This is a genomic window from Micromonospora sp. NPDC047793, from assembly GCF_040642635.1.
In the GTDB taxonomy this organism is placed as follows: Bacteria; Actinomycetota; Actinomycetes; order Mycobacteriales; family Micromonosporaceae; genus Micromonospora.
Genome location: NZ_JBEYSG010000008.1, coordinates 290247 through 316435, shown reverse-complemented (window position 1 = coordinate 316435; position 26189 = coordinate 290247). Strand labels below are relative to the sequence as shown.

The 26189-nt window shown below is 71.7% G+C and carries 25 protein-coding genes; 19 read left to right on the top strand and 6 right to left on the bottom strand.

All coding sequences use genetic code 11. The annotated features are described in order from the left end of the window. Positions 1–113: 113 nt before the first annotated feature. The 3 genes from ABZ738_RS18850 to ABZ738_RS18840 form a co-directional block, all read right to left on the bottom strand. Positions 114–284, bottom strand: coding sequence for a type II toxin-antitoxin system YoeB family toxin (locus tag ABZ738_RS18850; protein WP_357214690.1), 171 nt, complete (start codon positions 282–284; stop codon positions 114–116). Next, on the bottom strand, positions 281–568 hold the full coding sequence (locus tag ABZ738_RS18845; RefSeq protein WP_357214687.1) for a type II toxin-antitoxin system Phd/YefM family antitoxin: 288 nt from the start codon (positions 566–568) through the stop codon (positions 281–283). The genes ABZ738_RS18850 and ABZ738_RS18845 overlap by 4 nt, the downstream gene beginning before the upstream one ends. Positions 569–740: 172 nt before the next feature. Further along, positions 741–1265 (bottom strand): SMI1/KNR4 family protein, encoded by a 525-nt coding sequence (locus ABZ738_RS18840; protein ID WP_131051887.1) that lies wholly within the window; start codon positions 1263–1265, stop codon positions 741–743. Between the two features lie 220 nt (positions 1266–1485). On the opposite strand from ABZ738_RS18840, the gene ABZ738_RS18835 reads away from it, so the two are divergent. The 17 genes from ABZ738_RS18835 (at position 1486) to ABZ738_RS18755 (ending at position 21391) form a co-directional block, all read left to right on the top strand. Beyond that, positions 1486–4437, top strand: a complete 2952-nt coding sequence (locus tag ABZ738_RS18835) for a FlgD immunoglobulin-like domain containing protein (protein WP_357214684.1) — start codon at positions 1486–1488, stop codon at positions 4435–4437. Positions 4438–4636: 199 nt separating this feature from the next. Continuing rightward, positions 4637–5818, top strand: a complete 1182-nt coding sequence (locus ABZ738_RS18830) for a cytochrome P450 (RefSeq protein WP_131051889.1) — start codon at positions 4637–4639, stop codon at positions 5816–5818. Positions 5819–5822: 4 nt separating this feature from the next. Beyond that, the gene (locus tag ABZ738_RS18825; protein ID WP_131051890.1) at positions 5823–6041 is read left to right on the top strand and encodes a ferredoxin; all 219 of its coding nucleotides are present in this window, start codon (positions 5823–5825) and stop codon (positions 6039–6041) included. Beyond that, positions 6038–7810 (top strand): fatty acyl-AMP ligase, encoded by a 1773-nt coding sequence (locus tag ABZ738_RS18820; protein ID WP_357214681.1) that lies wholly within the window; start codon positions 6038–6040, stop codon positions 7808–7810. The genes ABZ738_RS18825 and ABZ738_RS18820 overlap by 4 nt, the downstream gene beginning before the upstream one ends. Then, positions 7807–9414, top strand: a complete 1608-nt coding sequence (locus ABZ738_RS18815; protein WP_357214678.1) for an acyl-CoA dehydrogenase family protein — start codon at positions 7807–7809, stop codon at positions 9412–9414. Before ABZ738_RS18820 ends, ABZ738_RS18815 begins: the two co-directional genes overlap by 4 nt. Next, the gene (locus tag ABZ738_RS18810) at positions 9411–11099 is read left to right on the top strand and encodes an acyl-CoA dehydrogenase (protein ID WP_357214675.1); all 1689 of its coding nucleotides are present in this window, start codon (positions 9411–9413) and stop codon (positions 11097–11099) included. Before ABZ738_RS18815 ends, ABZ738_RS18810 begins: the two co-directional genes overlap by 4 nt. Positions 11100–11146: 47 nt before the next feature. Next, a complete protein-coding gene (locus ABZ738_RS18805; protein WP_131051894.1) occupies positions 11147–11425 on the top strand; it encodes an acyl carrier protein in 279 nt (92 codons plus the stop codon). After that, the gene (locus ABZ738_RS18800) at positions 11422–12354 is read left to right on the top strand and encodes a ketoacyl-ACP synthase III family protein (protein WP_131051895.1); all 933 of its coding nucleotides are present in this window, start codon (positions 11422–11424) and stop codon (positions 12352–12354) included. The genes ABZ738_RS18805 and ABZ738_RS18800 overlap by 4 nt, the downstream gene beginning before the upstream one ends. Positions 12355–12362: 8 nt before the next feature. Next, positions 12363–13733, top strand: coding sequence for an ATP-grasp domain-containing protein (locus ABZ738_RS18795; protein WP_357214670.1), 1371 nt, complete (start codon positions 12363–12365; stop codon positions 13731–13733). After that, positions 13730–15067 (top strand): type III PLP-dependent enzyme, encoded by a 1338-nt coding sequence (locus tag ABZ738_RS18790; protein WP_131051897.1) that lies wholly within the window; start codon positions 13730–13732, stop codon positions 15065–15067. Before ABZ738_RS18795 ends, ABZ738_RS18790 begins: the two co-directional genes overlap by 4 nt. Further along, a complete protein-coding gene (locus tag ABZ738_RS18785) occupies positions 15064–15354 on the top strand; it encodes an acyl carrier protein (protein ID WP_131051898.1) in 291 nt (96 codons plus the stop codon). Before ABZ738_RS18790 ends, ABZ738_RS18785 begins: the two co-directional genes overlap by 4 nt. 2 nt (positions 15355–15356) lie before the next feature. Then, positions 15357–16229, top strand: a complete 873-nt coding sequence (locus ABZ738_RS18780; RefSeq protein ID WP_357214666.1) for a hypothetical protein — start codon at positions 15357–15359, stop codon at positions 16227–16229. Further along, positions 16223–16792: an acyl-CoA dehydrogenase family protein gene (locus ABZ738_RS18775; RefSeq protein ID WP_236145605.1), complete on the top strand. Its 570-nt coding sequence runs from the start codon at positions 16223–16225 to the stop codon at positions 16790–16792. Before ABZ738_RS18780 ends, ABZ738_RS18775 begins: the two co-directional genes overlap by 7 nt. Then, positions 16770–17921, top strand: a complete 1152-nt coding sequence (locus ABZ738_RS18770) for an acyl-CoA dehydrogenase family protein (protein WP_131051900.1) — start codon at positions 16770–16772, stop codon at positions 17919–17921. The genes ABZ738_RS18775 and ABZ738_RS18770 overlap by 23 nt, the downstream gene beginning before the upstream one ends. Then, a complete protein-coding gene (locus tag ABZ738_RS18765) occupies positions 17914–19272 on the top strand; it encodes an MATE family efflux transporter (protein ID WP_357214661.1) in 1359 nt (452 codons plus the stop codon). Before ABZ738_RS18770 ends, ABZ738_RS18765 begins: the two co-directional genes overlap by 8 nt. Then, the gene (locus ABZ738_RS18760; protein ID WP_357214658.1) at positions 19260–20615 is read left to right on the top strand and encodes a condensation domain-containing protein; all 1356 of its coding nucleotides are present in this window, start codon (positions 19260–19262) and stop codon (positions 20613–20615) included. Before ABZ738_RS18765 ends, ABZ738_RS18760 begins: the two co-directional genes overlap by 13 nt. After that, the gene (locus tag ABZ738_RS18755) at positions 20615–21391 is read left to right on the top strand and encodes a 4'-phosphopantetheinyl transferase superfamily protein (protein ID WP_131051903.1); all 777 of its coding nucleotides are present in this window, start codon (positions 20615–20617) and stop codon (positions 21389–21391) included. Before ABZ738_RS18760 ends, ABZ738_RS18755 begins: the two co-directional genes overlap by 1 nt. Here the strand turns inward: ABZ738_RS18755 and ABZ738_RS18750 are convergent. Then, positions 21323–21976: a response regulator transcription factor gene (locus ABZ738_RS18750; RefSeq protein ID WP_357214654.1), complete on the bottom strand. Its 654-nt coding sequence runs from the start codon at positions 21974–21976 to the stop codon at positions 21323–21325. The genes ABZ738_RS18755 and ABZ738_RS18750 overlap by 69 nt on opposite strands. A 241-nt stretch (positions 21977–22217) precedes the next feature. On the opposite strand from ABZ738_RS18750, the gene ABZ738_RS18745 reads away from it, so the two are divergent. Continuing rightward, a complete protein-coding gene (locus tag ABZ738_RS18745) occupies positions 22218–23129 on the top strand; it encodes a UbiA family prenyltransferase (RefSeq protein WP_357214651.1) in 912 nt (303 codons plus the stop codon). A 37-nt stretch (positions 23130–23166) separates the two neighbouring features. Here ABZ738_RS18745 and ABZ738_RS18740 read toward each other — a convergent pair whose 3' ends face one another. Continuing rightward, positions 23167–23841 (bottom strand): response regulator transcription factor, encoded by a 675-nt coding sequence (locus ABZ738_RS18740; protein ID WP_176092284.1) that lies wholly within the window; start codon positions 23839–23841, stop codon positions 23167–23169. Further along, positions 23838–24923 (bottom strand): sensor histidine kinase, encoded by a 1086-nt coding sequence (locus ABZ738_RS18735; RefSeq protein WP_357214647.1) that lies wholly within the window; start codon positions 24921–24923, stop codon positions 23838–23840. Before ABZ738_RS18735 ends, ABZ738_RS18740 begins: the two co-directional genes overlap by 4 nt. 498 nt (positions 24924–25421) lie before the next feature. Here ABZ738_RS18735 and ABZ738_RS18730 point away from each other — a divergent pair, with 498 nt between their 5' ends. Beyond that, the gene (locus tag ABZ738_RS18730; protein ID WP_357214644.1) at positions 25422–26180 is read left to right on the top strand and encodes a hypothetical protein; all 759 of its coding nucleotides are present in this window, start codon (positions 25422–25424) and stop codon (positions 26178–26180) included. Positions 26181–26189 lie beyond the last annotated feature (9 nt).

The window sequence follows — 26189 nt, the reverse complement described above, 5'->3', positions numbered from 1 at the left end:
GGGCCCGGTTGAGGGGCGACGGCGCGCAGGCCGTTCACCCTCGTTCGCGGGCAGGAAGAGCCTGAACGCCGCGACCACCGATCCGTGTTGGCGGGCGCTGGGGTGAGCAGCCTCTACTTGTCGAGGTAGTGACCGTGGCAGGCGGCGATTTCCAGGTCGCCCCCACGGATGCGGTAGATGAGCCGGTGTTCGTCGTTGATGCGGCGAGCCATCTTCACGTCCCGACGCAACCAGCCGTCGTAGTCCTCCCAGGCGTGGGGAGTGAACACGATGCGCAGCCTCACGCGGCTTCCTTGCCGGGTTTCGGAGAGGAGGACTTCGAGTCGAGTGGATGCTCCTCGAGTAGGCCGCCATCGGCCTGGGCGATGCTCTCCAGCAGTCGGCGGGCGTTCGAGGCGGAACCGAGAACATGCAGCGTCTCGTTCATCGCGTTCCACTCGTCGAGCGACACCATGACGACAGCCTTGCCGCCGCCGCGTGGGATGACGCACTCCTCGGCATCGTCGATCACCGCATCGACCACGGCGGCGAGATTCTTGCGAACATCGCTGATTGTCAGCACCTTCATTCTGGCCCCCACGAGCAGAACGTACGGTCGAACGTACGCTCAATGGTACGTCTAGGTTGCAGGCGTCGGCGGGGATGCCACCTGCCCGGACGATTAAACATCCCTTGAACTGGCCAAACGTCCCGGTAGCGGGTCGCCGGTGCGTCCCGGAATCCGCCGGCTGCCACACGCGCTAACGGCAGAGGGCGTCGATCTGCGTGTCGAAGTCGGGGAACTCCGCCCGCGCCGCCGCGACCACCTCGTCCGCCGATCGACGGCGATCCGGTGCGAAGCGCTGTGCGATCTCGGTGAGGCGCGGGTCCGGCTGCGGCTCGTGCTCGTGCTCCGGGTACTGCGCCGCCTCCCAGGGACCGAATCCGTCCGCCAGCAGCCACAGGTAGCTCCCCAGGTCCGGCGCCACGACCCCGGTCTCGCCCTCCGATCCGAGGAACACCACCGGCTGTCGTTCGATCGGCTCACCGGCGCGGACCAGCCAGAACGCGGCGTAGCCACCGGTGCCGTCCTGCCCGAAGACGCGGTACTCGGCCCCGTCCAGCTCGGGGTTGCCGGTCCAGGAGCGCCACCAGTCGGCGGTCTCGTCCGGGTCCAGGAACTGCGGGTACGGCTCGAAGTCGACGCCGGCTCCGTCGCGGTAGTCGAATTCCCCCGCGTGCGCTTCGGCCAGCGCAGCGGGCAGGCTACGACGGTTCTCTTCCACGGCAGCACCCTAACCACGACGACCGACATCCTCTCGGCCCGTCAATGTCGACCCGCGCCACGCGGAGACCCGGCTAACCAGCCACAATGGGGCACCACCAAGATCGGCTTCTTGCTATGCTGCCGCCCTCAGATGCGTGGGGACGCCGGGCAGCACGTCTGCCGATCCGATGGTGTCCTTTCTCCGCACCACTTTTCTTGTGGTTTCCGAGGAGGAGACGGTGGCCCTGACCGGGCAACTGCCGGCCGTGCGTACGGCGCGGAACTCGACTGTTCTGACCTTGACGATGTGCCTCGTCGGCACGCTTGCCGCAGTGCCCGGCACGGCGATCGCCGCCTCCCCCGAGCCGACTGCGAAGTTGGTGCTGCCCGCCGAGGCGCGGGCCATCCCGCGCGCCACCCGGATCCTCAACGCCGGCGACACCGGATTCCTGTGGGCACAGGAGGGTGACGATCGTCTGTTGTGGACGGTGTACGCAAACGGCACGACCACCGCGCTCGACCAGCGGCTGCCCGCACCGGTGCAGTACGACTTCCAAGGCTGGTGGCCGTCTGCCCCCTCGTTCCACCCGGGTTGGTACGGAGCGGGTTCGGACACGGTGGCCGTCTACTCGGCCGAGCCGTCGCCACGGGTGACGCTGCTGCGGGGTGCCTCGAACGGCCGCACGGTGACGTTGCCCGAGGGACGGTCCTACCAGGGCACCTTCGGTGACACCATTCTGACCCGCACCGACGACCTGGCGTACCACCTGCTCCGGGACGGTGTGGAGACGCCGGTCTCCGGCTTTCCCGGTGGTGTCACGGAGGCCGCGGTCGAGGACGCCGACGCCCGTTCCGTCATCGTTCGCTACCGGCTCGCCGATCCGGTCGACGAGTGGCGCAAGTGGGGCCTGATCGACGTCGCCAGCGGTGTCTTCACCCGGCTTCCGGACCGGCTCGACCCGTTCGACGCTTGGGAGGTGAGCGGCTTCCGGCTCGCCACCGAGTCGATCCTGAGGCTGCGCAGCGGGCGTTCCCTACTGGACGTCCTGGACCGGGAGGACTTCTCGGCACCGACCCACACGGTCACCACGGGCCACCTCGACTACCAGGCCGCGCACGGGCTGGTCGGTGCAAGCCTGCTCTCGGTCGATCCGATCGCCACGGGCAACAACATCTATCGTGGGCAGCGGCTCTGGGCCGAGCGCGTCGACGGAACGCGACGCCCGGCCACGGTCATGAACCCGGCCGCGCACCAGATCGTCCAGGCACCGGACGGGTCCGCCCTGGTGGCGGGTGCGCGGGAGTACGTCGAGGAGGGCGACCTGGACTGGGGGATCTGGCGGATCTCGCCGACCCCGGACAGCTCGGTCACCCGGCACCGGATCACGTCGGTGCAGCCGGTGCCGGCGCAGATCCACGGGCTAGCGCTCGGCAGCGGCATCCTCAGCACGGCCGACAACAGCACCATCTACAGTCCCAGCGACTTCCTCGGCACCTACCGCAGCACCTGGTTGACCACGCCGACCGGCGGAGGCGTACCGGCCGTCGAGCGCGCCACCCGGGACGCGCTGGTCGGTGGCCGCGACGGCTCCTGCGGCACGTCCGACAACCCCCGCTGCATCACGATGTTCGCCGACGGCACCGGCCATCACGGTCGCGCCAATGCGACCTACCGCGACGTGACGATGCTGTACGCGAACGGGTCCGCCGCGTCGGGCCCGAGCATCGAGACGAAGCACTTCGCCCCGAGGCTCATCGACCTCTCCGGTCGGTACGCGGTGATCGACGGTGGCACGTACAGCACCCAGTACATCGGCGAGTTCCGGCCCGGGGCGGCGGGTGTCGTGCTCCAGAACCGGTCATTCGTCGGGGCCGCCGTCTGGGGTTCGACGCTGTGGAGCGGCTCGGCCGCCTCCGGTGTGGTGACCGCCACCCAGCTACCCACCGGCACCGTCCTGGAGAGTTTCACCACCAGCAACGGATGCTCGGCCACCCGGCTGCAGGCCGTGGGGCGCTGGGTGTACTGGGCGTGCGTGGACTACACGTACAGCGAGCGGGGCTCGGGTGTCTGGGACCGGGTGGCCAAGCGCCACCTGCCCGCCCCGGCACGTGACGTGCTGCTCGGCGACGGCTACCTGGTCGAGCAGGTGAACGGCGGGCTCCGGCTGGTCGACCTGAACGGCCAGCGCCCGGCCCGGATGCTGGTGGACGCGGACGACCTCGGTCCGGGTGCCGCGCCGCGTACCGCCTGGACCGTTGACCGGTTCGGCGGTGCGGTCGCGTACGCCGACCGGCGGCAGCAGGTCCACATCGTGCCGACCGGCATCCCGGCATCGGCGTTGAGCGTGATCGACTCGACCGTGTCCGACGAGGTCGATGCCTGGTCCGGTCAGTGGTGGCTGTCGAAGCCTGCCGCCTCCTGGCAGTTCGTCGTCCGTGACGCGGCGGGCACCGCCCTGCGTACGCTGTCCGGCTCGTCGGTCCGGGGCCTGCTGCGGGTGGCCTGGGACGGCCGGGACTCCGCCGGTAGGCCGCTGGCCGACGGTGCCTTCGCGTGGACGTTGACCGCCCAGCCCGCTGACGGCGTGGGTCCCGCCCTGACCGTCGCCGGCCCACGACTCGCCCCGCCGCCTCCGGCTCCCGCACCACCGACGGCAACGAAGAAGCCGTCGATCTCGGGCACCCTCGCGGTCGGCTCGACGGTGAAGGCGGCACCCGGCACGTGGAGCCCGGCCCCTACCTCGTACGCCTATCAGTGGTCGGCCAACGGCACCGCGATCAAGAGCGCGACCGGAGCGTCCCTGAAGGTCACGCCGTCGATGGTGGGCAAGCGGCTCACCGTCACGGTGACCGCGAGGCTTGCCGGCCATCCGTCCGGTGTGGCCACCTCACCCGCGTCGGCCGTGGTCGCCAAGGGTAAGGCGTCGAAGGCGACGAAGAAGCCGTCGGTCAGCGGTACCCCGAAGGTGGGCCGGACGGTGAAGGCACTGGTCGGCACCTGGTCGCCGAAGGTCGACTCCTACCGGTACGAGTGGCGGCTCAACGGCAAAGTGATCAAGGGCGCGACGGGGAAGACGCTGAAGCTCAAGTCCTCGATGCGCAACAAGAAGCTGACCGTCGTGGTGATCGCCCGCAAGGCGGGGTACGTGGACGGCAGGTCGACCAGCAAGGCGGTGACCGTACGCCGCTGAACCAGTGGCTCCCGCGCCCTAGGTAGCGGGGTCGGCCGGGCCGACCCACCCTGACCGGCCGGGCATACCCGATCGGGTATGCCCGGCCGGGCGCTCTTTCCGCCGCCCGGCGGTGTCTTATCGAAACTCTCTCACCTCCGCAGACTCGTCTTCGATGAGACAAGCGGGGGAGAGAGGGGCGGTACCGGTGAGCAGAGCCGTGGCCACGGAAGACATCACGCAGCTACCCGAGCTGCCCCTGAAGCGTCAGTGCCCGTACCAGCCGCCGGAGGAATACCGGGAGCTGCGGGAGCGCGGGACGGTCACCCGGGCGCGGCTGTTCGACGGCCGTCCGGTCTGGGTCGTCACCGGGTACGCGGCGACCCGGGCGATCCTGGCCAGCCCGGACACCAGTGTGGACGTCCGGCAGCCGGCCATGCCGGTGCCGGTGCCCGGCATGGCGGGGCTGCGGCAGAGCGGTTCGGCGACCATCGAGGCGTTGCTGCGGACCGATCCGCCGGCGCACTCGCGGCAGCGGCGGGCGGTGCTGCCCAGCCTGACCTACAAGCGGATCAGCGCCTGGGAACCGGAGATCGTCCGGTACACCGACGCCTACCTGGACCGGATGCTGGCCGAGTCGCCGCCGGTGGACCTGCTCGACGTGTTCGCCAAGCCGCTGGTCGCGGAGGTCCTGGGTCGGCTGCTCGGGGTGCCGGAGGCGGACGTCGCGCATTTCCAGACGGTGACCTACAAGCGGTTCAACCCGGTCCGGTCGATGACCGGCTACCTGACCCACCTGCTCACCGAGGGTCGGGACACGCTGCGGGACGGCCAGTTGCGGGATCTGGTCGAGCGGATCGACGAGGGCGAGCTGACCGTCGAGGAGGCGACCGGCCTCGGCATCGCCATCGTGCTCGCCGGACAGGACATCACCGTCAACACGCTGGGCATGAGCGTGCTCACGCTGCTCACCGAGCGTACCCAGCTCGACCTGTTGCAGGCCGAGCCGGAGCGGTGGCCGGACGCGGTCGAGGAGCTGCTGCGGTACCTGTCGCTCACCGGTGCCACGGTCCGCGTCGCCACCGCCGACCTGGAGGTGGACGGCGAGCTGATCCGGGCCGGGGAGGGCATCGTGCTGCTGCTCCCCGGGGCCAACCGGGACGCGGAGCGGTTCGCGGACCCCGACGTGCTGGACGTACGGCGGGCGGCACGCGGTCACCTGACCTTCGGCTTCGGCATCCACCAGTGCGTCGGCCAGCACCTGGGACGGCTGGAGCTGCTGATCGCGCTGCGGGCGCTGTTCACCCGGATCCCGGGGCTGCACCTGGCCGTACCGGTCGAGCAGATCCCGGTCAAGCAGGGCGTGGTGTTCGGGCTCGGCCGGCTGCCGGTGCGGTGGTGACCCGATGACGGTCCTGCTCACCGTCGCGGCGGAGCGCTGTCTCGGCGCCGGGCACTGCGTCCGGCTCGTGCCGGAGGTGTTCGACGAGGACGACCACGGGACGGTCGTGCTGCTGGTGGCCGAGCCGGAGCCGGATCGGGTCCCGGCCGTGCGGGAGGCCGCACAACTGTGCCCCAACCGAGCGATCTCGATTCAGACGACTCAGCAGGAGCGTGAACGGTGACCAGCTTCAGTGCCCGGATGGAGGCCAACGTCGCGCAGTTCGGCGAGCGGACCGCGTTCACCTACGTGGCCGACCCGATGCGTGACGACGCCCCGATCAGCTACTCGTACGCCCAGATCCACGACGCGGCCCGCCGGGTCGGCGCGCTGTTCCAGGACCGGCTGGCCGCCGGCGACCGGGCGATGCTGCTCTATCCGCCGGGCCCGCAGTTGGCCCTCGCCGTCCTCGGCTGCCTGTACTCCGGCGTGATCCCGATCGTGGTGCCGGTGCCGGACGGGCAGCAGCACCGCAGCCAGCGGCTCACCGCGATCGTCCGCAACGCGCGGGCCGCCGCCCTGCTCACCGAGGAGCGGGTTGCCGGTGACGTGGCCACCTGGGCGGAGGCGGCCGGGGTGGGCGACCTGCCGCGTCTGGTGACCGACGCGACCGCGCTGCCCGACGTCGGACAGTTCCGTGCCCTGCCCGACGACCCGGACCGGATCGCCTTCCTCCAGTACACCTCCGGGTCCACCAGCCAGCCCCGGGGCGTCGTGGTGACGCACGGCAACCTGGCCGACAACGCCGGGGTCTACCAGCGCATCCTCGGCGCGCCGTCGGACGCCCGGCACGGCGGCTGGCTGCCGATGCACCACGACTTCGGCCTGATCGGTCTCTTCCTCTCCCCGCTGTACGTCGGCAGCACCACCGTGCACATGCCCGCCTCGGTGTTCCTGCGGCACCCGCAGAGCTGGTTGTTCCTGGTGGACCGCTTCGACGTGCAGATCTCCCCGGCACCCAACTTCGCCTACGAGATGTGCCTGAACCGGATCGCCGAGGAGAGGCTCGCCGGACTGGACCTGTCCCGTTGGCGGGTCGCGGTCAACGGCGCCGAGCCGGTCCAGGCGAGCACGCTGGCCCGCTTCCGCGACCGGTTCGCGCCCTACGGCCTGCGGCCGGAGGCGGTCGGCCCCGGCTATGGGCTGGCCGAGGCGACGCTTGCGGTCTCCTGCGTCGGGCAGTACCGGCTTCCCCGCATCACCCGGGTCGACGCCGCGCACCTGGGCCGGGGGCAGGCCCGACCGGTCGGGCCGGACACCGACGAGGCCACCCGTGACCTGGTCGGCTGCGGCGCGACGTCCGAGATGGACATCCGCATCGTCGACCCGGAGCGCCACGTGCTGCTCCCCGACGGTGAGGTGGGCGAGATCTGGCTGCGCGGACCGAGCGTCGCGCGCGGGTACTGGGAGAACCCCGAGGCCACGGCCGCCGTCTTCGACGCGGAGACCGCCTGTGGCGAGCGCGGTTTCCTGCGCACCGGCGACCTCGGGGTACGCCTCGACGACGAGCTGTACATCTCCGGGCGGATCAAGGAGCTGCTGATCATCCGGGGCCGCAACCTGTATCCACAGGACCTGGAGGCCGAGGCGCGCACCGTGCATCCCGCGCTGGCGCTCGGTGTCGGTGCCGCGTTCAGCGTGCCGGTGCCCGAGGAACAGGTGGTCCTGGTGCACGAGGTACGGGCCGGCCGGGCGACGCCGGAGGAGTTGGCCCGGATCTCGGCGGCGGTGCGGCACCGGTTGTCCCGCGAGTTCGGCGTGGAGGCGAGCGTGCTGCTGGTCCGCCCGGGCGGGGTGTCCCGGACCACCAGCGGCAAGATCCAGCGGGTCGCGGTCCGTCGCGCCTTCCAGGAGGGCTCGCTCACCGGCACGTACGCCGACCTCACCCCGGAGGTCCGCGCCCACCTGAAGGCCACCGACCGGGATCGTGAGCTGGCCGGGGTGGCCCGATGAGCGCCGTCACCACCATCTCGCCGGGCCTGCTGGACGCCGCCCTGGCCACGGCCGAGCCGTTCCGCCCGGACCGGGTCGCCGAGCTGGACCGGACCGAGACGTTCCCCACCGACGCCGTACGTCTGCTGGACGAGCTGGGGGTTCCCGACTGGTACGTGCCGGCGCGCTTCGGCGGCGCGTCGACCGATCACACGCAGCTCGTCGAGGTGGTCCGGACGATCGCCCGGCACGACCTGACCGCCGCGATCGCGCACGCCAAGACCTACCTGGGTGCGGTCTGCGTCTGGGTGGCCGGTGACCCGGAACGGGCCGAGCGGCTCGGGGCGCGGATCCGGGCCGGTGCGGTGGTCTCCTGGGCGCTGACCGAGCGCGGGCACGGCAGCGACCTGGTGGCCGGCGGGCTGACCGCCACCGAGTGCCCGGACGGGTACCGCCTGGACGGCGAGAAGTGGCCGATCAACAACGCCACCCGGGCCGGGACGGTCTGCGTGCTCGCCCGCACCTCGGCCGACGCCGGGGCACGCGGCCACAGCCTGTTCCTGGTCGACAAGGACCGGCTCGCCCCGGGCAGCTACCGGACGTTGCCGAAGGCGCGTACGCACGGCATCCGGGGCGCGGACATCAGCGGCATCGCCTTCGACGGTGCGGTGGTGCCACCCGAGGCGCTGGTCGGGCGGCCCGGTGCGGGCCTGGAGATCGTGCTCAAGGCGCTCCAGTTGACCCGGGTGATGGCGGCCGGGCTCTCGCTCGGCGCCGTCGACCACGCCCGGGAGCTGACCCTGCGGTTCGTGCGGGAGCGGGAGCTCTACGGTCGTCGGCTGATCGAGCTGCCGCACGTGCGGCGCAGCTTCGGGGAGATCTCCGCCGCCGCGCTGGTGGCGGAGTCGGTGGTGCTGTTCGCCGGGCGGGCGGCCGGCGCGCTGACCGGCGAGATGAGCGTCTACTCGGCGGTGGCGAAGGCGCTGGCGCCGACCCTGGTCGACGAGGCGATCGCGCGGTGCGGCGAGCTGCTCGGCGCCCGCGCGTTCCTGACCACCGTGTACGCCGACGGCGCGTTCCAGAAGCTGGAACGGGACCACCGCATCGTGGGCATCTTCGACGGCAACACCTTCGTCAACCGGCACTCGCTGATCACCCAGTTCCCGCGTCTGGTGGCCGGCTGGCGGCAACAGGTCCGGGACGTCGCCGGGCTGCGGGGCGTCGAGGTCGGTGCACCCACCGACCCGGGTCGCCTGGAGCTGTTCTCCCGCACCGGATGCAGCCTGGTGCAGAGCCTGCCCTTCCTGGTGGAGCAGGTCCGCACGACGGCGCCGGAGAGCGTGGTGCGGCTCGCCGCGTACGTCCTGGACTCCGCCGAGCGGCTGCACGACGAGATGGCCGCCCTGCCGCCGCAGGGCGTGACGGCCGGCGTCGAGGCGTTCGACCTGGCCCGACGGTACGAGTGGTGCCTGGCCGCCGCCGCCGTGCTGCACCGGTGGTCCGCCGAGCCGGCCCGGCCGGAACTGGCCGCCACGCTGGCCCTGATCGTCGACCGGATCGGCGGTCACCGGCCCGACCCCGCCGCCTTCGACCGGCTCACCGACGACCTCAAGGAGCTGTCATGACGGCCCCCGCCCGGCTGGACGAGCTGGAACACCTGCTCGGCGACCCGTCCGACGACGGCAACCCGCTCGGCGGCACGGCCGCGCTGGTGGCCGACGAGAAGGACGAGGTGTTCGGCGCCGCCGAGCGCGCCCTCGACGCGTACTGCCTCAACGCCGAGTTCGTGCCGCGCCGCCACGGCGGGCGGCTGGCCGGGGCCGACGACCTGATCCAGGTGCTGCGGACGGTGTTCCGGCGGGACCCGTCGCTGGGGCTCGGCTACGGCGTCAGCTCGTTCATCTCGTCGGTCAACGTCTGGGCCGCCGGCTCACCGACGCAGACCCGATGGGTGGCCGACACGCTGCTCTCCAACCAGAAGATCGCCTCGGCCTACCACGAACTGGCGCACGGCAACGACTTCTCCCGCGCCGAGTTCGCGGCCCGGCCGGGTACGACCGGCGGGTGGCGGCTGACCGGACGCAAGGAGGTGGTCACCAACGTCACGCGGGCACGGGGGCTGGTGCTGCTGGCCCGCACCGACGAGCGGCCGGGCAGCCGCAGCCACTCGCAGATCCTGGTCGACAAGCAGACGCTGCCGGACGGCGTGATGCGTGACCTGGCCCGCTACCCGAGCGTGGGCATGCGCGGCGTGCAGTTGGGCGGCATCGAGTTCACCGACTGCCCGGTGGACGACGAGGCGGTGGTGGGTCGGCCCGGTCAGGGCATCGAGACCGCCCTGCGCTCGTTCCAGCTCACCCGCACCGCGATCCCCAGCATGCTCGCCGGTGTCCTCGACTCGGGTCTGCGGTCGACCATGGACTTCGCCGCCGACCGGCGTCTCTACGGCCACCGCGTCGCCGACCAGCCCGAGGTGCGGCGGCTGCTCGTCGACGCGTACCTGGATCTGCTGATCTGCGACAGCCTCGGCCTGGTCGCGGCCCGCGCGCTGCACCTGCTGCCCGGCCAGACCAGCATGTACGCCTCCGCCGTGAAGTACCTGGTGGGCAAGCGGCTGATGGACGCGATGCACCAGCTCTCCCTGGTGCTCGGGGCGCACTTCTACCTGCGCGAGGGCCGGTACGCGATCTTCCAGAAGCTGCTGCGCGACCTGGCACCGGCCGGGTTCGGGCACGCCGCCCGTGTCGCCTGCCTGGGCACCATGCTTCCCCAGGTGCCGCTGCTGGCGCGGCGCGGCTGGGTGCATCCGGAGCCGGCCGACCCGGCGCTGTTCCGGATCGGCGAGGAACTGCCCGAGCTGCCGTTCGCGCGGCTAAGGGTCTCCGCCGGCGGGCTGGACGGCCTGGCCGGATCGCTGGGCGCGGCCGTGGACCGGCTCACCGGCGACGGGCCGGAGCAGCAGCGACTCCGCCGGCTGGCCGGGCAGTTCACGGCCGAACTCGGCGACCTCGCCGAGGCGGGGGCCGCGCTGCACCCCTCCGACCTGGGCGTGGACGCCCGCGTCGAGGTGCTCGACCTGCCCGCCCGGTACGCCACCGTGCTCGCCGCCTCGGCCTGCCTGAACGTCTGGCTGGCCCGGGACGACGACCCGGCCTGGGTCACCGGGGCGCTGGACCGGCTGGCCCGCAGCCTCGGCCGTCCGGGCGACGACCGCGCCGGCGACCACCGCGAGCCGCTCTATCAGGAACTGGCCGCCCGGCACGCGGAGCGACGCAGCTTCGACCTGTCCCGCCGACCGCTGCCGGGATGACCCGGAGGCCAGTCCGCACCGCCAACCATCCGAGGAAGGAAACCCACATGGCATCCACCGCCGAGGGCGCGGGCGACCTGCGTTCCTGGTTGACCCGCTGCGTCGCGGAGTACCTGCGCCGGCCCGAGGACGAGATCGACCCCACCGTCCGCCTCGCCGAGTACGGCCTGGACTCGGTCTATGCGCTCGCTCTCTGCGGCGACATCGAGACGCACCTGGACATGCGGCTCAGCGAGACCCTGGTCTGGGACCACCCGACCATCGACGAGCTGACCGCGCACCTGACCGAACTGATCGCCGGACAACAACCCGCAGGTGCCCGGTGACGTCCATCGAGGCGGTCTCCGCCTATCTTCCGTCGGCGGTCGTACCGATCGAGGAGATCGGTGCCCGACTGGCGATGGACCCGAAGCAGGTGGCGACGTTCCGCCGCTTCTACGGCCTGTCCGAGGTGCGCTACGACCCGGACGGCGACCTGACCCAGATGATGATCAACGCGGCCGGCAAGCTGACCGCGCTGACCGGACGCGAGAGCCAGGTCCGGTACGTGCTCCAGGCCCGCACGTTGCAGACCGTGGCGCCGTACCCGGAGAACCCGCTGCACCAGGTCCGCACCGCGCTCGGCCTGGAGCACGCGGTCTCGTTCGCGGTCACCCAGCACGCCTGCGCGTCGGGGCTGCTCGCCGTGCACCTCGCCGGTGAGCTGCTGGCCGCCGACGGGGACCCGGACGCGTTGGCCCTGGTCTTCGCCGGGGAGAAGGCGTTCACCCCCACCGCGCAGCTCATCCCGAACACCACCTTCATGGGCGAGGGCTCGGCCGCCGTCCTGGTCGGGCTCAGCGGCGACCACGACCGGCTGCTGGGCTACGCCACCCGGACGTACGGGCAGTTCAACGCCGGTCTGCGAATGGACGCCGCGCGGGCCGCCGAGTTCGAGGCGATCTATCAGGACGGTCTGGCCGAGGTGGTCCTGGCGGCGGTGGCGCAGGCCGGTGTCGCGCTCTCCGACGTGGACCTGATCCTGCCGCACAACGTGAACCGGCTCTCCTGGGTGCGGCTGTGCAAGCAGCTCGGTTACCCGGTGGACCGGGTGCTGCTGGACAACGTCGCCTCGACCGGCCACTGCTTCTGCGCCGACTCCTTCATCAACTACCAGACGGCCCTGGAACTGGAGCGGCTCGCGCCGGGCGACCGCTACCTGATGGTCGCCGTCGGGCTCGGCGCGACCTTCTCCGCCATGGTCTTCGAGCACTAGGAGGCATGATGACCACACCGTTCATACCCCGGCTCAAGACCGCGGTGACCGGCGACCCGGAGGCGCGTTTCGTCTTCCTCGGCAACTTCGAGGTGGAGGACGTGTGGGGCGAGGACGAGCCGGGCCTGCCCCGGATGGCGTTCGGCTCCGGCAGCGCGGTGGTGAACCGGATGGACGAGTTCGCGCTGCTGTTGGCCGGGGCGGGTGACCGGGTGCTGCTCAAGGCCGCCCCCGACCCCGACTACCTGGCCTTCCTGACCGGCCTGGGCGTCGAGCTGCCGGAGATCCACACCGTGTCGGCGCAGAACCCGCAGCACACCGTCAGCCAGGACGTACTCGCCGACTCCGAGCTGCTGCGCCGGATGGCCCAGTGGGCGGAGCAGGGCGCGTACCTGTCGGTGCACGGCGTCTCGGTGCTGGAGGAGGAGATCGCCGCCCGCACCGGCATCCGGATCGCCGGCAGCTCCGCGCAGACCTGCAAGGCCGTCAACAGCAAGGTCTACAGCCGGCAGGTCGCCGACGAGGTGGGCCTGCGGCAGCCGGCCGGTCGGGGTTGCGTCACGATCGCCGAGTGGTCGGCGGCGGTCGCCTGGGCCAAGGAGATCCTCTCGGACGGCCGCCGGGTGGTGGTGAAGGACGCGTACGGGGTCTCCGGCAAGGGGATCGTCGTGGTCGACGACCCGCGCCGGCTGGACCAGATGGACCGGATGGTGAGCCGCAAGGCCCGCACCACCGGCTCCGACCGGGTCGCCCTGGTGGTGGAGGAGTTCGTGGCCAAGCGGGCCGACCTCAACTACCAGATGACCGTGGGGCGCGACGGCGACGTCCGGTTCGACTTCGTCAAGGAGGCGATCACCGAGTCCGGCGTGCACAAGGGACACCGCATCCCGGCCCGGCTCGACGACCGCCAGGAGGCGGAGATCCGGGACGCGGCCCGACTGCTCGGCGAGCGGCTGCACGCCGACGGATACGTCGGAGTGGTCGGCGTCGACGCGATGGTCGGCGACGACGAGCGCCTCTTCCCGGTCACCGAGATCAACGCCCGCAACAACATGTCCACCTACCAGCTCCCGTTGCAGGAGCGCTTCGTCCCCGCCGGCTGGGTGGCGCTGGCCCGGCAGTACCCGCTGCGGCTGCCCGAGCCGCTGCCGTTCAAGCGGCTGCACGGGGCGCTCGGCGACGTCCTGCTCACCCGGGCCGGTGAGGAGGGCGTCCTGGTGAACAACTTCGCCACGGTCAACGCCGCCGCCGGTGGCGACGGCGACTTCGACGGCCGGCTCTACGCGCTGGTCGTCGCGCCGACCGAGGAGCGGGTGCGCCAGCTCGACGAACACGTGGCCGGCGTGGTCGCCGGCCTGACCGAAAGGACCGGATCATGACCGCCGAGCACGAGGTGCAGGGCATCGGCATCACCGAGTTGGCCGAGCGATTCGGCACGCCGATGTTCGTCTACGACGGCGAGCAGCTGCGGCGGCAGTACCAGGGCCTGCGGGAGCGCCTGCACCCCGCCGTGGACATGTTCTTCTCGCTGAAGGCCAACCCCAACCTGTCGGTCTGCGCGGTGCTGCACGGCTACGGCGCCTGCGCGGAGGTGTCGTCGCTGACCGAGCTGATCACCGCGCGGCGGGCCGGGGTGGCACCCCGGGACATCATCTTCCTCGGACCCGGCAAGAGCCGCGACGAGTTGGCCGCCTGCCTGCGCGAGCAGGTGTACGCGGTGGTCGTCGAGTCCTTCGGCGAGCTGGAACTGCTCAACGAGGTGGCCGCCGAGCACGACGTCGTCGCGCCGGTCGCGCTCCGGGTCAACCCGGAGTTCGCGGTCAAGGGCGGCGGGCTGACCATGGGCGGCAAGCCGCGCCAGTTCGGCATCGACGAGGCGCAGCTCCTCGCCGCGCCCGACCTGGGCGCGTACCCCCACATCCGGGTGATGGGCGTGCACGCCTACCTGGGCACCCGCATCCTCAGCGAAGAGGTCATCGCCGAGAACACCGCGCGGATCCTGGAGCTCGCCGAGCGGCTGGCGCTGCGGCACGGCTTCCCGCTGGAGATGGTCGACATCGGCGGCGGGCTGGGCGTGGCGTACTTCGAGGGCGAGACCGACCTCGACCCGGCCCTGGTGGCCGAGCGGGTGAACCCGGTGGTGGAGGCGTTCCGCGACCGGCACCCGGACACCCGCGTGATCATGGAGTTGGGTCGGTACCTGACCGCGCCCTCCGGTGTGTACGTGGTGGGCGTCCGCTACGTCAAGGAGTCGATGGGCCAGCGCTTCGCCGTCGCCGACGGTGGCACCAACCACCACATGGCGGCCGTCGGGACCGGCTCCTTCGTCAAGCGCAACTACCCGATGGTCCTGCTCAACCGTCCGGCCGAGCCGGCCGTGGCGGAGTGGCAGGTCACCGGCCCGCTCTGTACGCCCAACGACACCATCGGCAAGAACGTGCCGCTGCCGACGGTCCGTCCCGGCGACCTCATCGGGGTGCTGCGCTCCGGGGCGTACGGGCCGACCGCCTCCCCCGTGCACTTCCTCAGCCACGGCTACCCGGCCGAGGTGCTGGTCCACGAGGGACACGCCTACCTGGTCCGGCACCGGGACGACCCGGAGGACCTGCTCAGCCGACAGCCGACGCACGACGAGCTGGCCGCACCGGCCCGACTCGTGTCGACCGTCACCAGCAACGGACACCCCTCGAACGAAAGGATTCGCGTGTCATGACCGAGACGATTGTGCAGGGTCAGCCCCCGGCGCCGGTGGTGGACGAGGCCGTGGTGGCCAGCGTCCGCACCGCACTCGCCGCCGTCCTCAAGCGGGACGTCGCCACCATCACCCCGGACACCCGCCTCTTCGACGACCTCGGGCTCGACTCGACCAGCGTGCTGGAGTTGCTGCTCGAACTGGAGAACGAGCTCGGTGCCGAGTTCGACCCGGACGACCTGGAGCAGCGGCACTTCGAGACCGTCACCACCCTCTCCGAGTACGTCAACGAGCACGTGAGCCGCTGACCGTGTTCACCACAGTCGCACCACGGCTCGCCGCCGACCGGACCGGCCTCCTTCGGGAGCTGCCGGTCCGGCCGGCGGCGTCCGCCGCCCGCACCTTCCGCGGCAACGGGCCGATCGAGGACGACGGCCTGGACCGCTACCTCGCCGACATGGTGGGCGCCTACGGCCGCTCCTACGACCCGGAGTTCCTCGCCAAGGCCCAGGTCACCTCGTACACGACGATGGCGTCGACGGTGGTGGCCGAGCTGACCCCGGGCGTGGACACGCTGCGCCGGATCGTCCTCGCGTTCGCCACCCCGGACATCGACTCCCGGGCCTCGGCCGGGTGCTACCTGGTCGAGGCGGCACCCGGTCGCCCGACCGTGTTCTGCGTCAGCGACCAGGGCGTCACCGCGCCGTTCACCGCGCTGCGGCTGGCCGCCGACCACCTGCGCGACGCGGCAGCCGATGCGCGTACCGCCCTTGTCGTCCTCGACCAGCGCAACCTGCCCTGGGAGGTGGACGCGACCGAGCGGGTGCCGACCGAGGACGTCGCGGTGGCGTACGCCTTCCGACCGACCGCGCCCGGCGAGACCGGCGTGCTGCTCGGTCAGCGCACCGAGGTCGACCCGGCGGCGGCAGCGGCGCTGCTGGTCGACGTCCTGGACGAGATCTCGGCCCGCGACGGTCGGCCGTTCGCGCTGGTGGCCGGCTACGACGTGCCGGTCACCGCCGAGGTCGCGCTGCGGGCCGAGCGGGTGCACCGGGTGGGGCGGGGCACGCTCTGCACCGGGATCTGGACCACCGCCCGGCAGCTCACCGGCCGGACCGTGCTGGCCGAGTACGACCCGGTGCTGCGCTACCTCACCGTGCTCGCCTGGGACCCGACGTGGTGACCGCGCAGGCGGTGGTCACGCTGGCCGACTGTCGGACGGTGGCCCGCCGGGACGGACTGGTGGCGGGCTGGACGGCGTTGCTGACCGCGACCGGCGCACCGGAGACGGTGCACGGGCCGCGCGGACACGGGCTGTGCCCGCCGGGGTGGCAGGCCCGCTCCGGTGGGGCGGACGACCGGCCCGCCGGCTGGGTGCTCGGCCTGACCTGGATGCGACTCGGCGTCTCGCAGTGGCTGCTCGACCAGGCCAGGGAGTACCTGACCGGCCGGACGACCGGTGGGGTGCCGCTGATCCAGCAGCAACTGGTCCAGGGCAGCCTCGCCGAGATCGTCACCGAGCAGCAGGGCGTCGCCGCGGTCCTCGACGCACTGGAGCACGACCCGGACCCGTCCCTCGCCGCCTACCTGCACCGCCAGCTCACCGACGCCGACCGCGCGTCGTTGCGGCTGCTCGGTGCCGGCGGCTTCCTGACCGACGGGCCGGGCGGGATCGCGCACCTGTCCGAACTGCTCGCCGACGCGTACCTCGACGGAGTTGACCATGGCGATCATCGAGCCGGATGACCGGCTGCGGGTGCTGCGCGAGCACGCCCGGGAGTGGGCCGCGGAGCTGCGGCCGTACGCCTTCGACCTGGAGCGCGACCCGGACACCGTCTATCGGCACCTGGACCTGCCCGCGATCAACTACGTCGGGAAGACGATGATCCCGGCGCACCTGCAACCGGACCCGATGCGGATCGGCAGGTACACGTACTACGGCAGCACCGCCGTGGAGCGGGTGGTCGCCGCCGAGGAGATCGCCTTCGGCGACGCGGGGATGTTCCTGGCCTCACCGGGTGCCTCGCTCTCCGGCGTGCTGGTCGGGATGCTCGGCGACGAGGCCCAGCAGGAGTGGTATTTCGGGCGGGTGCGGTCGCGTCCCACCTGGACGTTCTTCGCCCTGACCGAGCCGGCACGCGGCTCCGACGCGATGTCGCTGAGCACGCAGCTCCGCAAGGCGCCGGACGGGTCGGCGACCCTGCACGGCGAGAAGCGGTACGTCGGCAACGCCACCCGTGCCGAGGTGGGCACGGTCTTCGCGCGTACCGGCTCGGGGCCGCTCGGGGTGGTCGCGGTGCTGGTGGAGACGTCGGCTCCCGGCTACCACGCCCAGGCGCTGGACACCGTCGGCCTGCGGGGCGCGCAGATCAGCGCGATCCGCCTCGACGGCGTACCGGTGGCGCCCGGCCGGATCCTCGGCGCCCATCTGCCGGCCTCGGCACGCGGCATGTGGAGTGCACTGCGGACGTTCAACCTGCTGCGCCCCGGAGTGGCCGCCATCGCGTTGGGGATCGCGCGGGCCGCCATCGAGTATGCTCGATCGCAGTCCGGACGGGGTCGCGACGAGCTGGACCGGCTGGGTCATCGGGTACACACCACACGCCAACTGATCCTGCGCGCCGCTCACGAGGTGGACCGGGACGCCCGCAACGGCTACTACGCCTCGGCCGCGAAGGCGCAGGCCGCCCAGCTCGCCGAGGAGGCAACCCAGCAGGCGTTGCGGATCCTCGGCCCGGGGTCCCGGTTCGCGCATCCCTGGCTGGACAAGCTGGCCCGCGACGCCCGGGGGGTCGAGTTCATGGAGGGCACCCGCAACGTGCAGCGGCTCACCGTCTGTCACGCACTGACCAAGGGCAGGTTCGACGATGACTGAGTACCGCCGCCAGGTGCTGCGCCAGGCCTCGCCGATGGTTCTCGGCGACCTGGTGGGCGTCCTGGTCCCGCTCGTGGTGGTCGCCCTGATGAGCCGGATGGGCGACGACTCGCTCTACATCCGCTCGCTGTTCACCCCGATCATGTTCGTGATCATCGCCCTGCACGCCGGGCTCGCCGTACCGAACCAGGTCGCGTCGGCGCTCAGCGGCGACGACGCCGGGAGCCGCATCCGGGCGCTGGCCGGGTTCGCCCGGATCGGCGCCGTGGCGTCGGTCGTGGTGCTGCTGCTGCTCGGACTCGCCGCACCCGGGATGGGTCAGTTGTTCGGGGTCGACCCGGGGGCGCAGAGCGACTTCGTGTGGTTCGTCCGGTGGGTCTGCCTGGCCGCGCTGCTCGGGCTCGGGTCGGTGCTCTGCGGAGCCACCCTGCGGGGCGCGGGACGCCCCCGGGAGGGAGCGGCGGTACTCCTCGCCGCCGCCGCCGTGGAGATCGTCGGCGTGGCCGCGCTCGGCCTGCCCGGCGGTCTGGGCCTGGGCCTCTGGTCGGTGCCGATCGCCATCGCCGCGTCCGGCGTGGTCGGCAGCGCGCTCGGTGGCTACCTGCTGTGGCGTACCGGCGTGTGGCAGCCCGGCACGTCGCTGGCCTGGCGACCCGACCTGTTCGGCCTGCTGGCCGGCGTGGGTCTGCCGGTCTTCGCGTCGTACGTGGCGATCTTCGCCAGCAACTTCGCGCTGACCTGGGTGGTGAGCGCCTTCGGCGCGACCGTGGTGTCCGGCTTCGCGGTGGCGTACGTGGTGCAGAGCGTGGTGATCGTCGCCGGTGTGGCGATCGGCGCGGCCACCGCGATCGTCGCCAACCAGTACCGGGGCGCCGGGGAGAGCCACCGGATGCCGGGCGTGCTGCGCGCCGGCCTCCAGGTGACCGCCGCGTTCTACGTGGTCTGCGCCCTGGTGGTGTGGACCGGCCGGGACTGGCTGGCCCGGGTGACGGCGGCCGACCCGGCGGTGGCCGCCGAGGCGTCCCGCTACCTCGGCATCGTCGCGCCAACCTTCGTGCTGATGGGCCTGGTCCTCGCCGCGCTCACCGTGCTGGAGCAGGTCGGCGGCGGGCCACTCGCGATCGCCCTGAACGTCGTCTACTTCGGCGGCATCGTGGCGGTCGGCGGCTACCTGGCCCGGTCCGCCAACGGGCCGGAGCCGCTGTACTGGACGATCGCGATCGCCAACCTGTTCGGCATCGCCGCCGTGTTCGCCACCGTCCTCTTCGTCCGCCGACGAGCGGGCACCCCGACCCCGGAGACCACCGACCACGACCAGGACGAGAAGGAGGCGGCGGCATGGCGCGAATGACCCGGCAGGCGGTACGCATCGACGGCGAGCGGGGCGTACTCGCCCCCGCCACCCTGGGACAGCGCAGCATCTGGGTGGACATCGACCGGCAGATGCCGGACACCTCCTTCTACAACTCGACGGTCTTCACCCCGGTGCCCGAGGGGGTGGACCTGCCGGGCGTGCTCGCCGCGCTGGGCGCCCTGGTCCGCCGGCACGAGGCGCTGCGCACCCTTTTCCACCACGATCCGGCCGGGGACCTGATGCAGCAGGTGATGGCCGCCGGGGAGCTGCCGGTGGAGATCTGCGAGGCCACCGCCGAGGATCCCGATCCACGGGCGCTCGTCGACGACCTGGAGGCACAGGTCCGGGGGCACCGGTTCGACCACACGACCCAGTGGCCGATCCGGCCCGCCGTCGGTGTGCTGGACGGCGCACCCCGAGTGGTGATCACCTGTGTGTCCCACGCGGCCACCGACTACCTGGGCACCCGGGTGATCGGTGCCGAACTGGCCCGGCTGCTGGCCGGCGAGGAACTGCCGCCGCCCGCGATGCAGCCGGTCGAGTTGGCCGAGTTCGAGCAGAGCGAACCGGGGCGCCGGGTCCAGGAACGATCGTTGGCCCACTGGCGGGAGCAACTGGCGACCGCCCCACCGGCGATCTTCACCCCTCGGGAGCCGGAGTCCCCCCGGTACGCCGTCGCGACGCTCAGCACCAGCGCGGTCAAGCTGGCCCTGGACGCCATCGCCACCCGGTACGCCACGGGCAGCTCCGTCGTGCTGCTCACGGCCACCGCGAAGGTCCTCGGTCGACGTACCGGCCACGACCGGGTGCCGATGACCCTGATCGCCGGCAACCGGCACCGGGCGGAGCTGCGGGGCTACGTCGGCAACCTGGTGCAGGACGTGCCGGCCACGATCGACGTCTCCGCCGAGGACTTCGCCGTGCTGGTCAAGAGCTGCTGGGGTACGGCCATGAAGGCGTACCGAAGCGGCATCAGTGACCGGCAGGCGATCAGCGCGTTGCGCGGCACGCTGGCCGCCACCGCCGACCCGTCCTGCTACTTCAACGACCTGCGACAGGCCGGGCCGGACACGGGCCCGATCGAGGAGGTGACCGCCGAGCGGCTGCGTGCCGCGCAGGCGACCGGCCGGCTCACCTTCGGCACCGGGTACGAGGTGGACGAGCTGACCTTCTTCCTCAAGGTGATCGAGGACGGGCCGGACCGGCTGGAGCTGACCGTACGGGCCGACACCGCCCGGCTCAGCCGCGACGACGCCGCCGGGATCCTGCGGGAGATCGAGGAGTTGCTGGTGACGGTGGCGGCGCAGGAACGGGTCCTGGCGGCCACCGGAGCACCGTGATGCGGCTCGACGGCGTCGTCCACGTCTGGCGGATTCCGCTGGGCCGTCCACTCGAAGGTGATCCGGATCCGGCTGACCTGCTGGATCCGCACGAGCGTCGCCGGGCCGACCGGCTCGGCGACGCCCGGGTGCGCCGCCGCTACGTCCACGCCCACGCCACCAGCCGGTTGATCCTCGGCGGGTATCTCGGCGTACCTCCGGAGGGGGTGGTCTGGCACCGGGGGCGGCACGGTAAGCCGGCGCTGCTCGGACAGCCGGAGACGAAGGTCAACCTGACGCACTCGGCCGACCTGGCCCTGCTGGCGGTCACCACCGGCCGGGAGGTCGGGGTCGACGTGGAGCGTCTCGCCCGGCCGGACCCGGACGGCACGCCGTCACCGGTGGGTCGGCTGGCGACGCGGTTTTACCCGCCGGGCGAGGCGTCCCGGGTCGGCCGCGCTCGCGGTCCGGCCCAGGACTGGTGGTACCTCCGCTACTGGACCCGCAAGGAAGCCTGCGTGAAGGCCAGCGGTGGGCGGCTGGTGCAGGGACTCCGGGTACGGGTCGCCGGATCGCAACCGTACGGTCGCGGCCTGCGGTGCCGGGGTGGGACGGGTCTGCCAGGTCCGTGGGTGGTGCGGGATCTCACGCTCGGCGACGGGCACCTGGCGTCGGTCGCGTTGACCGGGACCGCCGACTACCGGGTGGTGGTGCGGACCTGGCCGGGGTTACGCCGGTTCGGCCTGGATCAGCCGTTCCCGCAGGGCGATCGCCACCGCGAGCGTGCGGTTCGGTGAGTCCAGTTTGGTCATGATGTTGCCCACCAGCCTTTTGGCCCCGTGTTCGGAGACACCGAGCCGACGGCCGATCTGCCGGTTGCTCAGCCCTTCGGCGAGCAGCGCCAGCGTCTCCCGCTCGCGAGCGGTGAGCACCGGTGCCCGGACGCGGTCCCGTCTCGTCCGGCCGGTCGCCAACCTGAGCAGGTGCCGGCTCAACTCGGTGGGCACCACCAACTGGCCGTCGGCCACCTGCGTCAACGTCCGGTGCAGGGACTCCGGGGTCAGGTCCGTGGCCAGGAGGTAGCCGTCCGGCGTCAGCCAGCGCACGATGTCCACCTGGTCCGGCTCGTCGAGCAGCACGAGGAGCTTGTGCTGCCGCCCGTCGTCGTGCCCCAGCAGCGAGTCGGCGCGACTCAGCGCCCGGGGCGAGGCGATGACCACGTCCGCCCCGTCCGGACCGGCCCGTAACCGCACCTCCGGCACCTGCTGCACGACGGCTGCCACCCCGCGCCGGGTCACCTCGTTGTCGACCACCACGGCGATCGTCAGGGCGTCGGCCGGCACTGCCGGCCGGTATTCGGCGGACATAACCGGCCAGATCATCTGCTGCACCATTTCCCCCGTTCGCTTCCGCTCGTCGAAATAGCGTCGCAGGGCCACCATAAACATTCGGGATGGGCCGCAGTAGTGGTAGCTACGGAGGTGGTGCACGCACCGCGCGAAGGGGGCAGACGACCTACGACCAAAGTAGTAGACGTAACTGCCGTCGTTGGCGGAGCCGAATTACCACCCGACTGACCGAGAATAGACGCATCGATAATTTGTCGCTATTCGAGGGGCGCCGATGTCTGTTCAGTCGATTGCGGATCCGCTGTCGGGCGGTTCACTGTCCCGCGTCGTCGGCCTCTCATTCTCGGAGAGCCGGCCGGTGGTGCAGGCCGTCTTCCAGCTCCGCTTCCTGACGGGCGCGCTGCTGGCCGCACCGCCATTTCATCCGACCGCGGTACGGGACCTGACTATCGGCGCGCTGGCCTGGCTCTGCGCCACCTGGCAGGTGTATCTGCTCAACGGCCTCTGCGACCGCACCGAGGACCGGCACAACGGCTCGGGCCGACCGCTCGCCACCGGTGCGCTGTCCGCCGCCTCCGCCGGTGGGGCGGCGGCCGCCCTCAGCCTGCTCGCGATGGCCCTCGGCCTGCTGGTCTCCCCCGGCTTCGCCGTCCTGGTGGCGGCCATGTTGGCGCTCGGCTGGCTCTACTCGGCGGCGCCACGACCGCAGAAGTCCAACCTGCCCGGCTTCGTCGGCGTGGTGGTGGCCGGCGGCCTGGTCACCTACCTGGCCGGCTGGCACGCGGCCGGTGGCGGCGTACCGGACCCACGGGCGGTGGCGGTGGCCGTGGCGCTGTCGTTCTGGATGGGCCTGGTGGGGATGACGAAGGACCTGCCGGACGTGGCCGGCGACCGGCTGGCCGGTCGGCACACCCTGCCGATCGTGCTGCCCGAACGCGTCGCACGCCGGCTGCTCGCGACCGGCGCGCTGCTCGTCGCGGCGGGACTGGCGACGGTCGCCGTCGCCGAGCCGACCCTGGTGCCGCCGGCCGGGCTGTTGCTGGCCGGGGCGGTGGTGCTGGGCGTCTGCGTGCTGACCCGGACCAGCCACGGCGACCGGAACCGCCGACGCCGCCCCTACCGGGCCTTCATGGTCACCCAGTACGCCGTGCACCTGACGGTGATCGCCCAGTGCCTCGCGAGCTGAGCGACCGCCCGCCGGTTCCGTCGCCGGTCCCGCCGGTTCAGCGGGAGAGCCGTTGCCCGTCGGAGATGATCCGGCGGGCGACCGCCTTGCGGATGGCGTCCACCCGGGACACGGCGTTGAGCTTGGCGTACGCGTTGGTCAGGTGCCGCTTCACGGTGGCCTCGGTGATACGCAGCCGGGAGGCGATCTGCTGGTTGCTCAGCGCGCTCGCGGCGAGGACCAGGACCTCCCGCTCCCGCTGGGTCAGCGCCGTGCCCGGTCCGCCCGAGCCGGGCGGACGGCGGTCCAGTTGCTCGACCGTGCCGCGCGAGACCGCCAGCAGGACGTTCGCCGACGGCCGGCGCACCGACCGGACCGCCGCCAGCAACTCGTCGCGCAGGATCGTCTTCAACATGTACGCGCTGGCGCCCGCCTCCAGCACCTCACGGACCAACTCGGCGTCGTCGTGCATGGTGAGCACGATGATCTGCACCTCCCGGCGCTGGTGCAGCACCTGCCGGATGGTCTCCGTGACCCCCGCCCCGGGCATCTCCACGTCCAGCAGCAACACGTCCGGCTGGTGGGCGACGACCAGCTCGACCGCCTCCGGGCCACTGCCGCCCTCACCGACGATCCGGATGGTCGGGTCCGTGCCGAGCACCTCCTTGAGGCCCTCGCGGAAGAGGTTGTGGTCGTCCACCACCGCCACGCGGATGGTGTCCGGGGTGTTCATCCTTCCGGGCCGTAGAGCGGCACCTCGACCGCGACAACGGTGCCGCTGCCGGGTGCGGAGGTGATGGTGAACCTGCCGTTGAGCAGGTCGGCGCGCTCGGCCATGGACCGGAGCCCGAAACCGGCGGTCTGGGCGTCGATCAGGTCGAAGCCACGACCGTCGTCGATCACCTCGGCGTTGATCGCGTCCTCCGTGGCGACGATCGTGATGCGCAGCTCGGTGGCCTCGCCGTGCCGCACCGCGTTGCGGGCGGCCTCGCGCAGGATGAGGTACAGCTCCTCACCGACCTCGCGGGGCATGACCTTGACGTCGCCGGTGACGGTCAGCCCGGTCGAGATGGTGGCCGGCACGCTGGCCGAGAGGTAACCGCGCAGGGCCGGCTCGATGCCGTCCGCGCCGAACGAGCGGCGCAGTTCGGCGGTCAGCTCCTGCACGGTCTGCAGGGCCTCCCTCATCTCGTGCATCGCCGCGCCGACCTTGGCGTCGGCCCGGGGCCGGTCGTGGGTGCCGTAGTGGCGGGACAGGTCGAGGTTCTGCAGGGCGAGGCCGATCGAGTGACCGAGCCGGTCGTGCAGGTCGCGGGCGATCCGGCGACGCTCCTCGCGGCGCGAGGCCTGCAACTTCTCGATCAGGTAGTTCACGTAGGCCAGCGAGGAGAGCGACACCCGCCGGGAGATGGCGTCGTGCAGGGCGAGGGCGATGGCCGCGACCCGGGCCGGATCGGTGACGACGTACCGGCGCAGGATGATCGGCAGCGCGACCTCGAAGAGCAGCGCGGCGGCCCGTAACGACTCGATCGGGTGGATGTTGCGCAGCGCCCGGTCCACGCCGATCTCGGTGGGCAGCAGCGCGTGGTCGACCACTTCGTCGATCCCGTCGACGTCGGCGGACGGGTCGAACGAGGACGCCGGCAGGTCGAATTGCTCCGCCACGTCGGTGACGATCGCGTGGACGTTGCGCCGCAACTGACCGAGGACCGGAGCATTACGGGTCAGCGCGATCGAGGCCGACTCCAGACGCCGGTGATGCTCCCGAAAGATCTCGTCGGCCAGCCCGTCGTGCGTACTTTTCTGATCACCCACGTGCTTCCCTGTATTCGATTCCACTAATTAGGCCCACAAATATTCCTGTTACGTGTCCCCGCGGTGGATCCGATTACCGGCGTGTTTCGTGGGAGCGCTCCCGAGGCGATCACTCTAACAGGAGAGATGGGTCACAGCAAGCAAGGTGCGGGCCCACCGTCACCGATGCCGCGCGCCCGTCGACCACCCCGCCGCGACGAACCACTGCGGACGGCTGGCCGGAAAGCGGATTCCCGAACGCCGAACTCAGCGACGATAAGACCGTTTTGGACCGACCGGTCGGCAGATATTCGGAAACCGATGCGTGCGACCCGAGAAGTGATCGATCAAATTGATGATCGGCCTTCGTCGAACGGTGAACATTGATTGGCCGAAAGGGGGAGCCGGGTGCCCGACGATCCCGGCGGCGCACCGCCTTTCGTCCCTTGTGGACGGCGAGTTCCGCCACACGGCGCGCCGAGCCGACGGACTGTCGCAGGCGTACGCCATGCTGCGGCCATGAACTCGTCGCCGCAGTGGCTCAGCCGCTACCGCAGGGGCCAACGGGAACAGGTCTGGCACGAGCTGCACCAGTGGGGCAGCGCGATCCGGCTCCACCCCGAGCTGGTCGAGGAGGCGCAGTCGGTCTGTGACGAGATGGCCCGTCGGGCCCGGCAGAACGTCGAGGTCGTGGTGGCGCGGCTGACTGCCGCCGGCTACCGGTTCCACGAGAACGACGACGAGGAGACCCCGGTGTCGTGCCCGCACGCCCCGCCGACCGCGCAGGCCGACGCGTACGCCGGCTGGCTGCGGGACCGGTTCGGCGCGGTGCCGATGACGCTCTGCTCCTGGGTGCGGCTGGTGGGCGACGTCTGGCTGGTCGGCACGCATCCGGAGTGGCCCACCTCGGCGTCGGCCGACCCGCTGGTGATCGAGCTGGAGGGATCCCGCCACCCGGACGGACCGTCCCTGCGCGACTACCACGACGAGGAATGGGCCGACTGGCAGGAGGAGCAGGCGACCGACGAGGACCCGGGGGTGTTCGTGCTCCCGGTCGCGCCGGACCGGCTGCACAAGGAGAACACCAGCGGTGGCGGGCCGTACGGCTTCGTGCTGCCCGACGGGTGCGTGGACGGGTTGTTCGTCGGGGAGACGACCACCTCGTTCGTCGCCTACCTGAACCAGGTCTTCGGCAGCGGCGGCTTTCCCTGGCCCACCGGGTCGGAGGGCGAGTGGCAGGTGAAGCGGAGCCTGGCCGAGGGCCTGCTACCGCTCTGACCGCTCCCG

Bases quoted from the DNA above. Each gene is read 5' to 3' on its own strand.
- ABZ738_RS18845 (WP_357214687.1), bottom strand. From the start codon at position 568: ATGAAGGTGCTGACAATCAGCGATGTTCGCAAGAATCTCGCCGCCGTG.
- ABZ738_RS18825 (WP_131051890.1), top strand. From the start codon at position 5,823: ATGACGGTCCTGCTCACCGTCGCGGCGGAGCGCTGTCTCGGCGCCGGG.
- ABZ738_RS18815 (WP_357214678.1), top strand. From the start codon at position 7,807: ATGAGCGCCGTCACCACCATCTCGCCGGGCCTGCTGGACGCCGCCCTG.
- ABZ738_RS18810 (WP_357214675.1), top strand. From the start codon at position 9,411: ATGACGGCCCCCGCCCGGCTGGACGAGCTGGAACACCTGCTCGGCGAC.
- ABZ738_RS18805 (WP_131051894.1), top strand. From the start codon at position 11,147: ATGGCATCCACCGCCGAGGGCGCGGGCGACCTGCGTTCCTGGTTGACC.
- ABZ738_RS18795 (WP_357214670.1), top strand. From the start codon at position 12,363: ATGACCACACCGTTCATACCCCGGCTCAAGACCGCGGTGACCGGCGAC.
- ABZ738_RS18790 (WP_131051897.1), top strand. From the start codon at position 13,730: ATGACCGCCGAGCACGAGGTGCAGGGCATCGGCATCACCGAGTTGGCC.
- ABZ738_RS18785 (WP_131051898.1), top strand. From the start codon at position 15,064: ATGACCGAGACGATTGTGCAGGGTCAGCCCCCGGCGCCGGTGGTGGAC.
- ABZ738_RS18770 (WP_131051900.1), top strand. From the start codon at position 16,770: ATGGCGATCATCGAGCCGGATGACCGGCTGCGGGTGCTGCGCGAGCAC.
- ABZ738_RS18765 (WP_357214661.1), top strand. From the start codon at position 17,914: ATGACTGAGTACCGCCGCCAGGTGCTGCGCCAGGCCTCGCCGATGGTT.
- ABZ738_RS18760 (WP_357214658.1), top strand. From the start codon at position 19,260: ATGGCGCGAATGACCCGGCAGGCGGTACGCATCGACGGCGAGCGGGGC.
- ABZ738_RS18755 (WP_131051903.1), top strand. From the start codon at position 20,615: ATGCGGCTCGACGGCGTCGTCCACGTCTGGCGGATTCCGCTGGGCCGT.
- ABZ738_RS18750 (WP_357214654.1), bottom strand. From the start codon at position 21,976: ATGATCTGGCCGGTTATGTCCGCCGAATACCGGCCGGCAGTGCCGGCC.
- ABZ738_RS18745 (WP_357214651.1), top strand. From the start codon at position 22,218: ATGTCTGTTCAGTCGATTGCGGATCCGCTGTCGGGCGGTTCACTGTCC.
- ABZ738_RS18740 (WP_176092284.1), bottom strand. From the start codon at position 23,841: ATGAACACCCCGGACACCATCCGCGTGGCGGTGGTGGACGACCACAAC.
- ABZ738_RS18730 (WP_357214644.1), top strand. From the start codon at position 25,422: ATGAACTCGTCGCCGCAGTGGCTCAGCCGCTACCGCAGGGGCCAACGG.